An 11,555-nucleotide genomic window follows, 5' to 3' on the forward strand; every position below is an offset into this window, starting at 1 on the left:
CGCCACGGCTGCGGGAACGCGCCTGCCGGAGGGGGCGGGCTCAGTCCGCCGCCCCGGCGGCCGGAGCGCGATCCTCACCGCGCGGGAGTCGGTAGACCGAGACATGGGACCCCGAGTCGGCGGTGAACCGGCCGCCCTGCCAGTCCGCGTGCCTGGATTCGAGTGCGAACCCGGCGAGCTGAGCCATGAGGTCGAGCTCCGAGGGCCAGATGTAGCGGTGCGGGCTCTGGAACAGACCCGCCGTCCGTTGGCCCTCCAAGAAGTCGAAATGGTGCGAGACGACATGCTGGTTGAGCACGTCGTAGGTGTCCAGGCTGATGCGGCCGGGCTCGGACCGGCAGACCACGGCCTTCTTGTCCGGCGGCAGCTTGTGTACCTCGGGCACCCATAGTTCGATCACGAACCGGCCGCCGGGTGCGAGATGGCGGGCCGCGTTGCGAAAGCACTCGACCTGCTCGGACTGGGTCTGCAGCAGCGAGATCGCGTTGAAGACCAGGTAGACGAGCCGGAAGCGGCCCGCGCCGGGAGCCGTCGCGGTGGCCATGTCGCCCAGGACGACGGGGACCGCCTCCTCGTCGGCCTTGGTGCGCAACCGGTCGACCATGGGCCGGCTCAGCTCGATGCCGGTGACCGCGACGCCCTTCTCCGCGAGCGGGACGGCCACCCGGCCCGTGCCGATGGCGAACTCCAACGCTCCTCCGCCGTCGGCGAGTTCAGCGAGAGTGTCCACGGTCGGCCCGAGGACATCACGAGCGAACATGCCGGTGCCGGGTGTGTCGTAGCCGCCGGCAACACCTGCGTCCCAGATCTCTTCCTGTCTCATGCGGCACATGGTCCGGGAGGAGCGGGGCGGGCGTCGACAGGATTTCCGCGCGGGGGCGCGGTGAGGTTGCGTACTCCTTGTGCAGGTCCTTACGGGGGCCGGGGGCCGGCCCCCGCGAGGTGGTGGATCACCCCCGGGACTGGCCCCGCTCGAAGTACGCGACCAGTTCCGGGGCGAGGACGGGTACGCGCTCCGGGGTGCCCCCTGTGCGCAGGGAGGACGTGGCCCGTATCCCCGCCGTGTAGTTGCGCCAGTAGTCGGGGGTGAAGTGGCATTGCTGGTACGAGGCGAGGACGCCGTTGTCGAGGCGCATGTTGAGCAGCGAGACGTCCTCGACGTCGATGACGGGGTTCAGCGCGCGCGGGGTGTGCGGAGGCCAGTGGCCGTCCTTGGTGTACCAGTCGTCGGCCTTGGGCACCCCCGGCGCGCGCCGGTGCGGGTTGTCCCCGTAGACCATCAGGTCGCCCAGCGCCCGGACGTCGCGCGCGTAGCCTCCCGCCAGCCGGTGCAGTACGTCGATGTCGTGTGCGGCCTTCTGGAGCATCAGGCCCGTCGTGTAACGCCGTCCGAAGCGAGCAGTGCCAGGTGGTCGTCGATCCCGCGGGCCGCGGCTTGCGGGACGAGCGTGCTCCACGGCCCGTAAGAGACCCGGGTCCACCGGATCGACGCGCCCCCGGGGGCGACGGTGCACGAGGGCGGGCACGCGGTGGCCCACACACTGCGCCCGGACGCGACGTCGGGCCCGGCTGGGCAATGGCACGTACGGCCGGTGGGCTGAGCAGCGCGATGGTCGCGCTCCACGGCTGGGACGGCTCGACGGCGCAGGTGGCCCGGGACGTGGAGTCCAACGCGTACGGACCGCAGTCGGGCACCCGGCCTGCGGCTGGAGGGTCATCCGGGCGGCCAGAGCGTTCTGGTGTCCCTCGTCGCGCTGTCCCGTGACACGGTGCATCCGGAGGCACTGCGCCACGCGGTCTCCGTGCGTGCGGCCGGTGACGGACCGGTCACGCTGGCCTTCCTGGGCGGCACGACCGTGGAGGTGGGAATGGAGTCAACAAGTACCGCGGGGCCCCGTTCGTGCCGGAGCGGTGCCGAGAGCACCATGGAGGGGTGAGCCGCCGACGCGGACCATCAGGGGTCACCGCAGGAAGGGGCCCGGAGCAATGAGCAGCCGCGCATCCGCCGAGGGCCGGGGACCGGTGCCCGGGCTCCCCGAGGCCTGGTCGTCTTCGGCAGGAGGGCTGCTCGATCTGCTGGGTGTGTCGGCCATCGTGCTGGACGACTCCGGGCGGATCGTGTTCTGGAGCCCGCAGGCCAGTGATGTCTTCGGCTACTCCTCCGAGGAAGCGCTGGGCCGTCACGCCGCCCGGCTCCTGCTGCGCGAGGAGGACCGTGACCTCGCGACGCGGCTGTTCGCCGAGGTCATGAGATCAGGGGAGAGCTGGGCCGGTGCGTTTCCCGTCCGGCGGAAGGACGGCAGCACCCGGCTCGTGGAGTTCCGCAACGTGCGGCTGCAGGACGACCTGGGTGATGTGTACGCCCTGGGCATCGCCGCCGAACAGCGCGTGCTGGAACAGGTGGAGAACAAGCTGGCGCTGTCGGAGCAGCTGGTGTCCCAGGCACCCGTCGGCATCGCCCTGCTGGACACCGACCTCCGCTATCTCCTGGTGAATCCGGCGCTGGAACGCATCAACGGGATCCCGGCCGCCGACCATCTCGGACGGCGCCCCCACGACATCCATGACTCGCCCGCGGTCGGCTCCGTCGAGGAAGTGATGCGGGAGGTCCTGGCCAGCGGTACGCCTGTGATCGACCAGTACCTTGTCGGCCGCACCCCCGCGGACCCCGACAACGACCATGCCTGGTCGGTGTCGTACTACCGGCTCCACGGGCCCGGCGGGCGGGTGGTCGGAGTGGCGAACTCGGTCGTCGACGTCACCGAGCGCCACCGGGCGGCAGCGGAGGCGGACCGGGCCCGGCACCGGCTGGCACTGATCGCCGATGCCTCCGCGCGCATAGGGACCACGCTGGAGGTGGAGCGCACCGCCCGGGAACTGGCACAGATCGCCGTACCGGAACTGGCGGACGTCGTGGCCGTCGACGTCCTCGACAGCGTCCTGGCCTGCCGCCGGACCGACGAGCGACACGACGGACCCGAGCTGTTCCGCGCGCTCGCGGTCGCCGCCGCCTATCCCAACGAGGCCACCGGCGCCGCGGACGAGGTCGGAAGCGTCGCCGCGTACGGCCCGGACCGGCTGGTCACCCGGTGTGTGCACACGGCCCGGCCCGTCCTCGTACCCCACACCGGTCCCGAGGACCTGCTGCACATCGCACGTGACAAGGACGCCGCCGCCGCGTTGGCCCGGGCGGGCGTCCACTCCTATCTCGCCGTGCCGCTGATCGCCCGCGACCAGGTCCTCGGTGCGTTCGACCTGATCCGGGCCCGTAACCAGGCCCCCTTCGACGAGGACGATCTTCTGCTGGTCAGGGAACTCGCGGCCCGGGCCGCCGTCGCCATCGACAACGCCCGCTGGTTCCAGAGCGTGCGCGACTCCGCCGAGAGCCTCCAGCGCAGCGTGCTCCCCACCCATGCTCCCCGCCTCACCGGTCTGGAGGTCGCCTCGCTGTATCAGCCGGCGCAGGCGTCGAGCGAGATCGGCGGGGACTGGTACGACGTCATCCCCCTGTCCGGCGACACCTCCGCCCTGGTGGTCGGCGACGTGATGGGCAACGGGATCGGCGCCGCGGCGACGATGGGGCGCCTGCTGACAGCCACCCGCGCCTACGCCGACCTCGACCTGGAGCCCGCGGAGGTGCTCCGCCACCTCGACAACCTCACCTCCGGACTCGGGCAGTCCATCGCCACCTGTCTGTACGCCGTCTACGACCCGCACCGGCACCGCTGCCGTGTCGCCAACGCCGGGCACCTGCCACCGGTCCTGGCGCGCCCGGGCCGGAGCCCCGAACTCCTGGACCTCCAGGCCGGGGCGCCCCTCGGCGTGGGCGGGGTCCGGTTCGACACCACCGCCTTCGACCTGATGCCCGGTGACCGGCTCCTCCTCTACACCGACGGCCTCGTCGAGACACGTGACCAGCCCATCGACGAGCGGCTGGGCGCCCTGCTCCGGGCACTCGACGAACCACGCCGGCCCCTCGAAGCGACCTGCCGGCACCTCCTGGACACGTTGCGGCACCCGGGCGACCACGACGATGTCGCGCTCCTGATCGCTCAGGCTCAGCCGGTGGCTTCCGCGGCCGACGGCGCACGTGGGTCGGAGCCGTAGGCGCTGCCACGACCCCACCGGTCGCCGTACCTGCGCAGCCTGCCCCGCTCGACGCCCGACACGTCCACCGCAGCCGTCGGCGTGTCTAGTCCTCGCTCAGGAGGGTGCCCCGGAGCACCTCGATCAGGTCGCCCGGATCGGCATCGGCCAGCTCGTCGAAGGCGCCGGAGTGCCGCCCCAGCAGGACCCCGGCCATCGCGGCCGCCACCAGCTCGGCGCGCAACCCCGGCCGGTCCGCCCCCTCACGGACGAAGCGCCTCCGGAGCGGCTCGACCAGACGCGTGTGCAGTGCCGCCCGTGCGGCCTCCTGCGCCGCAGGTTCGCTCAGGGGCTGAACCGCGACCTGGAGCAGCGGGACGGGACCGCGCCGGTCGGCCCGGTCGAAGACCTCGCGCAGCCGCTCGTCCTCGTACAGGTCGGCAAAGGCCACGTCGCCCGCCTCCGCCTGGAGCGCGGCGACGTAGAGCAGGGTCTTGCTGCCGAAGTAGCGGGCGATCAGCGTCGGATCCACGCCGGCCCGCCGGCCGATGTCCCGGATGGTGGTGCGGTCGAAGCCCCGCTCCCCGAACAGTTCGCTCGCCGCTGTCAGCAGGAGCTCACGACTGCGCGCCGCATCACGCCGGCGCCCGGGAGCCTCGCCGGTCACCGCTGTGCCCCTGCGCCGGGAACGAGACCCTCGCTGTCCGCGCCCGCGCCGGCCGTCGCGGGGCGTGTGTCCGGCATCCGCAGGGAGCCGCCACGCATGCCCGTGCGGATCAGTACGTAGCCCACCAGTGCCGTGGCGGCCCAGACCGCACAGCCCGTCAGCCCGGCCGTCCGGTACCCGCTCCCGGGGGGAATCTCCTGTCCGGAGGAGGTCGCGGCCTGGAGGATCATGGCGCTCAGGGCGCTTCCGGCCGAGTATCCGATGTATTTCACGACCTGATTGAAACTCATCGCGCTGCCCGTCTCGTGCGCGGGGACGCTCGCGACGACGAGTCCCGGCGTGACCGCGAAGTTCATGCCGACACCCAGCCCGGCCAGGGCCATCGTCACGAAGATCTCCCACAGCCGGCCGTGGGCGAACACGAAGGTCAGCAGAGCCGCGAGCGACAGCAGACAGCTGACCGGCAGCAGTCGCACGGGCGGCTGGGTCCGGACCAGGATCCGCACCACACGGCCGGCCGCCAGACTGCCCACCGAGAACGGCACCAGGATCAGCCCGGTGACCACCACGGAGGCCCCCAGTCCGTACCCGGCACCGGGCGGCGTCTGCACGTACCGGGTCACGAGCGAGATCAGCAAGTACATGCCGACGCCGCCCATCATCGTGGTCAGGTGCGCGGCGAAGACCGTACGGTCCCGGATCAGCCGCAGATCCACCAGCGGGTGGGCGGTACGCAGCCCGTGCAGCACCCAGCCGAGCAGCACCAGCACGGAGACTGCGCCGAGGACCAGCAGCCGGGGCGATCCCCAGCCCCAGCTCTCGCCCTGGGTGAGGGCGAACAGAAGCCCTCCCATGCCGAAGGCCAGGAGCAGCGCCCCCGGTACGTCCATGGGGTGCGCCGGGCGCGGCGGAGTCCTCGGCAGTACGAGCGCCGCGGCGGCGAAGGCCAGAGCGGTGGCGACCACGGCGAACCAGAACCCCGCGTACATCCCGAGGGTCTCGGCGAGCAGGCCGGTGAGCGGGTAGCCGACGCCGACGCCGGCCGCCGTGGTCAGCGACAGCGTCGACAGCGCCGCCCTGGCCCGCTGCGGGGGTACGGAGTCGCGCGCGGTGGCGATCGCCAGCGGCACCAGGCCCATCCCCACGCCCTGCATCGCCCGCCCCACGATGAGGCAGGCGAACCCCAGCGGAAGGGCGGCCATCAGGCTCCCGGCCATCACCACGCCGAGACCCGTCAGGATCACCTTCTTGCGGTGGGGGCCGTCGCCCAGGCGTCCCATCGTCGGGGTCGCGACGGCCCCGACCAGCATCGTGACGGTGAGCGACCACTGCGCATCGGACACCGACACATGATCCACGGCGGCGATCGTCGGGATCAGCGGAGCCCCGAGGCTGCTGATGACGGCGACGAGCATGCAGAGGGAGACCAGCACCGGGACGAGGGCCCGCTGTCGCCAGGGGGAGGGGACGGAAGGGCCTATCGGGTGCACGAGGCGGATCTCCTGTCGCCGAGCTGTGTCATCGAGCGATGTCTTCGCATGATGACATAGATGGCTCGTCCACGCATCCATCCGGCCGCGGCGGCATGCACGGGGCCCGCGACGACCAGCTCGGGAGGCCACTCGGCCGGCGAAAACGCAACTTCGACAAGGCCCGCGAAGGAAGCTACGTTCACCTGGTCCTCGGCAATTCCCCACGCCCGCACGGGAGTTCCTTCGGGCCGGTCCACCCGCCAGGGACGGGCCGGTCACGCCCCACGCATCTTCGCCCCCATGCGTGAGCCACCGGACCGGGGCCTACCAGCCCCCCACCAGGGAGAGATGCATGCCCCAGCTTGCTCTGTACACATTCGGCGTCCTGAAGTCGCCTCTCGCCGATCCCGCACCGCTCACGCGCGAGTTCTACGACATCGGTGAGGCCGTCTACCGGGAGATCGACCGGCGCCCCGGGTACCTCGCTCGCGCTGAAGCGCTGGACGGTGTCCCGGGCATGCTCTTCGGTGCGGACTGGGGTGCATGGGGAGAGTTCGCCGTACCGGCCTGGTACGACAAGGGCCGTACGGCGGACACCACCGCCCTGGCCACCACCCTCTCGCTCTGGACCGGCCTGCGCCCCGCTGTCGACGCCGTCTACACCGGCCTGCACCGGACGGCGCTCAACAGGCGTTACGACTGGTTCGAGAGGCCCGCGCACCCGAATTACGTGTTCTGGTGGGTCTCCGACGGCGAGACACCCACCTGGCAGGACGGGGTCTCCAGGCTGGAACACCTCCACGACCACGGCCCCACGCCGCGCGCCTTCACCTTCCGCCACTCGTTCACCCCGGAGGGAACGCCGGCCGGACCCGAAGGGACCGGGCCGAAGAGCGACCGGGCTCGTTGACAGGAAAGGCTGGAAAGCCTGAACGGCTGGGCTTGCAGTTGTCGCTGCGGCAGCTTCTACCGTCCTTGACAGGGCCGGAAAGACCGGCCCCGTGACGTGATCGTGAGGGAGACGGCGATGAGCTGGCCGATTGCGGAGGTCGCACGCATGTCGGGCGTGACCGCCCGGACCCTGCGGCACTACGACGAGATCGGCCTGCTGCCACCGGCCGGAATCGGGCCCAACGGCCACCGCTACTACGAGGAGCACCAATTGCTGCGGCTGCAGCAGATCCTCGTACTGCGGGCACTCGGCGTAGGGCTTCCCGAGATCGGCCGGATCATGGCTGAGGAGATCGACGCGGTGGTCGCCCTGCGCGGACACCGTCGCAGACTGCTCGCCGAGCGTGACCGGCTCGAAGCCCTGGCCGCCACCGTCTCCCGCACGATCGCCGAACTGGAGCAGTCCAGGAAGGACGGCACACCCATGACCGCAGTCAACCGACCGGAGAACCTGTTCGAGGGCGTCCAGCCCTCCCGGTACCAGGAGAGCCTGCGTGACTTCCCCGAGCACGCCGAGGAGGTGTCACGAAGGGTCGCGGTGATGACCCCGCAGGACATCGAGGCCGGGCAGCGCGAGCGCACGAAGCAGATGATCCTGCTGGCCGACCTGATGGCCGACGGACGCCCGGCTGACGCCGAGCCCGTGCAGGACCGGATCGACACCCAGTACAGGGCCTTGACCGAGCTGCGCCCCGTGTCCGCGGAGGAGTACCGCGCCCTCGGACGCTCCTGCGTGGACAACGAGGCGTGGCGGGCGGCGTACGAGGCGATCGCGCCCGGTCTGGCCGCGTACCAGCGGGACGCGATCGAGGCGTACGTCACCACCCGGCTCAGCTGACCCGGAACCGGGCCGGCCCGCCGGAAGCCATCGCCCGCGCACCGCACCGCACCGCACCGGCCAGCCACACCGAAAGCCCGGCCGATCGGCTGGTGCGCGGGGCCGGCGGAACCGGGTAACGTCTTTGCCATGTTCTTCCGGACGTCGATCTACGAGTGAGAGCGTGACGGGCTCCTGCGTACGCCCTTCGATGTCAGCAGGAACCCGTCCCCCACCGACGAATCCGTCGATCATTCACCTCATTACCGGGAGAACCCGTGACCGTGAGCAAGAACATCAACAACCCCGTGGGCATGGGCGGCGGCAAGCGCAAGAGGTTGTCCCGCACCGAACGGCAGAACAACGGTCCGCATCGCAACCTCGACCGCCAGGGTGCGGCCGACAAGAAGGCGGAGCTGGTACGCAAGATGCGCGAGAAGGCGGGCCTGGGACCGGCTGACGGCACCGGGCAGACGGGCGACGACACCGCACAGAGCTGAGAGCCCCCAGGGCAGCTCCGCACGGCCGCAGGGCCCGGCACCGCGAGGCGCGGTGCCGGGCCCTGCGGCCTACGGGCCGCCCGGCGGGGCTGCCCCTGCGGCGCGGAAATCGGGGCAGCCCAGGATGCGCAGGAACTTGCTGGGGTCCAGCGGGTAGGGAACCACCGTCCCCAGGTCGTGGAACCCGATGCGCCGGTAGAACGCCAGGGCGCGGTGATTGTCCTCGCGCACCCCCAGCGTGAGCCGGGCGCGGTCGATGTGCTCGCGCGCGAAGTCGACCGCCGCCTCCATCAGCGCCCGCGCCGGACCGTCCGGACCGCGGTGCGCCGGGGCGACGTAGACGGCGTACACGTGTGCGGTGTCGGGGATGTCCGCCAGGGGTGCGGCTCCGGCGGTGCCGGCCCAGGAGCCGGTCTCGTCGACGGCCACGAACAGCCCGTCGTCAGCCGCGGCTGCGGCCCTCTCCGCCTGCTCCCGCCATGCGCGGTCCGGGAGCGCGACGGCATCGGCGTGACGTACACCGAAGGCACCGGGCGAGTCCAGCAGGGACTCCAGGCGTACGGCACGCAGCTCGCGCCACTCCTCCGCCCTGATCCGGCGTACGACGTACTTCATGGTCCTCATTCTGCCCGGGGCGGTCGGGGGCGGGTTGCCGGCACGGTGTCCTTGCGCCGTCACGGGTCCCGGCGCCGGTATGCCGGTGCGGGCGATGGCGCGGTGCGGGCGAAGTGGTCGTCGGCTCGGGCCGATCGGAGCAGGATCTTCGTGACCTTCCCGTCGGCGGTGCTGATCCCGATCGTGGCGAGGGGATGTCCTCCCGGGGCGATGAGGTACATCGGTTCTCCGTTGACGACGATCCTGCAAGCCGCCTGGATGCGGTCACGGTGGTGAGCGGTTTCGGTGGCGATGTCGAGGGCTCCGACGACGGTCGTGCGGGCTCCGGGAGGCAGGAGCGCTGCCTCGGCGTCGCGGACACAGTCCGGCGCGAGCAGCTGCAGCATCCTGCGGGTGTCCCCCGTCCGGGCCGCCGCCATGAAGGCCTCGGCGACCTGCTGGTCCGGCCGGCCGGCCTGGAGCGAGGCGTCCTGGGGCCCGTCGAGGCGCTGTCGAGCCCTGCTGGCGTGCTTCTTGGCGCTGGGCACCGTCCCGCCCAGCACATGTGCGATCCGGTCGAACGGCACGGAGAACAGGTCGTGCAGGACGTAGGCGACCCGTTGAGGCGGGGTCAGCTGCTGCATCAGGACCATGAGCGCCCGGGAGACGTCCTCCGCGCGAAGGACCGCTTCGTCCGCGGCCAGTCCCGCGGCCGGGACGGCGTGCGCGAGCAGCGGCGCCTCGTTGCGACGGCGCCGGGCACGCAGCTCGTCCAGGCAGACCCTGGCGGTGACGGTCGTGAGCCAGGCGGACGGGCTCTCGATCGGCGGCGACGGCCGGGCGGCCCCGGCCCGCAACCAGGCCGTCTGGACAGCGTCCTGGGCGTCATGAGTGGAGCCGAGCATGCGGTGGGCGACCGACAGCAGATGCGGTCGCACGGCCTCGAAGTCCTCGAGCGTGATCGGCATGGGTGTCACCTTTCCGGGCCGGCTGACGTCAGGACGGTCGGTGCAACCCATTCCTGTTCACGTCCCGAGGAGATGACGACGTCATGACCCTACAGATGGTGCGGCTCCGCACCGCCGGCGAACCGGCTGCCGAGGCCGGGCCGCCACGCGCGAAGGTGAGGGAGGCGGCCCCCGCGGTGCCACCCCGGCCGCTCAGCGACGTGAGGGCGTACGACTCATGAGCTCCGTACTCGTCATCGCCACGGTCGGATGCGTCCTCGCGAACACGTTCGTGGCGATCGCGGACTACATGCGAGCACCGTTCGTACGGGAGAACTCGGCAGAGGTCGGACTCCCGCCGGCTGCGCTGCCGTACCTGGCGACCCTCAAACTGGCGGGCGCCGCCGGGCTTGTCATGGGACTTCTCGGCGCGCACGGGCTGGGCCTGGCGGCAGGAATCGGCTTGACCGCGTTCTTCGCCGGCGCCGTCATGGCCCACGTCCGCGCGCGCGTCTTCCACAACATCGTCTTCCCCGGCGGCTACCTGCTGCTGGCGGTTGCCGCCACCGGCTACTTCGCGGGCAGATCATGACCCGCACCGACGTACCCGTCGGAGCAGCGGTCCACCGTTCTCCCCGACCGTGGTTTCAGGGGCGGGGCCGGGTCGCGGTGTCGAGGTAGAAGGCGTCGATGCTCTGGACGGCCTGCTCGAATTCCTGCAGGTTGACCGGCTTGGTCACATAGGCGTTGGCGTGACTGCTGTACGCGCCGGTCACGTCGTCCGGGGCGGTGGACGTGGTGAGGACCACCACCGGGATGGTGTGCAGGTCCTCGTCGTTCTTCAGGACCTTCAGCAGCTCACGGCCGTTCATCCTCGGCATGTTCAGGTCGAGGACGATCAGGTCGGGCCGCGAGTTGCCCGGGGCGCGCAGGTGCTCCAAGGCGGCGACACCGTCGGTGACCTGGACCAGATTGCGGGCTCCGCGCTCGGCGAGGGCTTCCTCGATGAGCATGGCGTCGGCGATGTCGTCCTCGACGAGCAGAACGTCGAACGCGCGGGAGGGGGTGGTGCTCATCATCGGATGCTCCGTGGGTTTCTCGTCGGAGTGCTGGAAGAGGCCCGGCCAGCGGCGGCGTGCGCCTTGCCGGCTCATACCGCAGGCGGCACCGAGCTGGGGGTAGCCGGCACCCGCGCGGGCGGCAGCCACGGCTGCTTCCCGCTGGAGCCGCTCAGCCGCCTGCTGAAGGTTTTCCAGCACATGTAGCAGAGCCAGAGCCGGCGCCGGGTCGTCCGGCGCCGGACGCCGTGAGGTTTCCGACAAACGGCGAGCGAGGCGCTGCGCAAGACTGTCGACCTCTGCGTCCGCGATGAGGGCCGTCTCATCCGGCGTGGTCCGCAGTTCGAAGTTCTTGCCTGGCATGTCCGGCACTCTAGGGCCTCGAAGCTCTCTGTGACAACAATCGTTGTCACCCATTAGAGTGTGCTGGCCGCTCCTCCGGGCGGCTGCCGCAGCGAGGAGT

Annotated in this window: 11 protein-coding genes and 1 pseudogene; 5 read left to right on the top strand and 7 right to left on the bottom strand. The window is 71.2% G+C overall.

The genetic code is table 11. The annotated features are described in order from the left end of the window. Positions 1-40: 40 nt before the first annotated feature. Together JKV81_RS27230 and JKV81_RS27235 are read right to left on the bottom strand one after the other, a co-directional pair. On the bottom strand, positions 41-823 hold the full coding sequence (locus JKV81_RS27230; RefSeq protein WP_202078229.1) for a class I SAM-dependent methyltransferase: 783 nt from the start codon (positions 821-823) through the stop codon (positions 41-43). Positions 824-950: 127 nt separating this feature from the next. Next, positions 951-1,388: pseudogene (locus tag JKV81_RS27235) on the bottom strand (hypothetical protein); the annotation flags it as partial. Positions 1,389-1,986: 598 nt separating this feature from the next. Between JKV81_RS27235 and JKV81_RS27240 the strand changes: the two are divergent. Next, entirely contained in the window at positions 1,987-4,107 is a 2,121-nt protein-coding gene (locus tag JKV81_RS27240) for a SpoIIE family protein phosphatase (protein ID WP_129260933.1), read from the top strand. Positions 4,108-4,192: 85 nt separating this feature from the next. Here the strand turns inward: JKV81_RS27240 and JKV81_RS27245 are convergent, their stop codons facing one another. Beyond that, positions 4,193-4,753: a TetR/AcrR family transcriptional regulator gene (locus JKV81_RS27245; RefSeq protein WP_124278364.1), complete on the bottom strand. Its 561-nt coding sequence runs from the start codon at positions 4,751-4,753 to the stop codon at positions 4,193-4,195. Then, positions 4,750-6,243 (bottom strand): MFS transporter, encoded by a 1,494-nt coding sequence (locus tag JKV81_RS27250; protein WP_241748405.1) that lies wholly within the window; start codon positions 6,241-6,243, stop codon positions 4,750-4,752. Before JKV81_RS27250 ends, JKV81_RS27245 begins: the two co-directional genes overlap by 4 nt. A 334-nt stretch (positions 6,244-6,577) precedes the next feature. Between JKV81_RS27250 and JKV81_RS27255 the strand changes: the two genes are divergently transcribed. The 3 genes from JKV81_RS27255 to JKV81_RS27265 all read left to right on the top strand — a co-directional run bounded on the left by JKV81_RS27255 (position 6,578) and on the right by JKV81_RS27265 (position 8,493). Then, complete coding sequence (locus JKV81_RS27255) at positions 6,578-7,135, top strand: DUF3291 domain-containing protein (protein ID WP_124278362.1); 558 nt, start codon at positions 6,578-6,580, stop codon at positions 7,133-7,135. Positions 7,136-7,252: 117 nt separating this feature from the next. Then, a complete protein-coding gene (locus tag JKV81_RS27260; protein ID WP_202078231.1) occupies positions 7,253-8,014 on the top strand; it encodes a MerR family transcriptional regulator in 762 nt (253 codons plus the stop codon). Between the two features lie 257 nt (positions 8,015-8,271). Beyond that, entirely contained in the window at positions 8,272-8,493 is a 222-nt protein-coding gene (locus JKV81_RS27265; RefSeq protein ID WP_164493767.1) for a DUF6243 family protein, read from the top strand. A 69-nt stretch (positions 8,494-8,562) separates the two neighbouring features. On the opposite strand, the gene JKV81_RS27270 is transcribed toward JKV81_RS27265, so the two are convergent. Beyond that, entirely contained in the window at positions 8,563-9,108 is a 546-nt protein-coding gene (locus JKV81_RS27270; protein WP_164992660.1) for a GNAT family N-acetyltransferase, read from the bottom strand. A 59-nt stretch (positions 9,109-9,167) separates the two neighbouring features. Continuing rightward, positions 9,168-10,055 carry a sigma-70 family RNA polymerase sigma factor gene (locus JKV81_RS27275; protein WP_202078233.1) on the bottom strand — a complete coding sequence of 296 codons (888 nt, stop codon included), beginning with the start codon at positions 10,053-10,055 and terminating at the stop codon, positions 9,168-9,170. Between the two features lie 217 nt (positions 10,056-10,272). On the opposite strand from JKV81_RS27275, the gene JKV81_RS27280 reads away from it, so the two are divergent. After that, the gene (locus JKV81_RS27280; protein WP_124278360.1) at positions 10,273-10,626 is read left to right on the top strand and encodes a DoxX family protein; all 354 of its coding nucleotides are present in this window, start codon (positions 10,273-10,275) and stop codon (positions 10,624-10,626) included. 55 nt (positions 10,627-10,681) lie between these two features. On the opposite strand, the gene JKV81_RS27285 is transcribed toward JKV81_RS27280, so the two are convergent. Next, positions 10,682-11,455, bottom strand: a complete 774-nt coding sequence (locus JKV81_RS27285) for a response regulator (RefSeq protein ID WP_129260939.1) — start codon at positions 11,453-11,455, stop codon at positions 10,682-10,684. Positions 11,456-11,555 lie beyond the last annotated feature (100 nt).

The sequence above is a fragment of the Streptomyces silvae genome (assembly GCF_016745505.1).
Taxonomy (GTDB): Bacteria; Actinomycetota; Actinomycetes; order Streptomycetales; family Streptomycetaceae; genus Streptomyces; species Streptomyces silvae.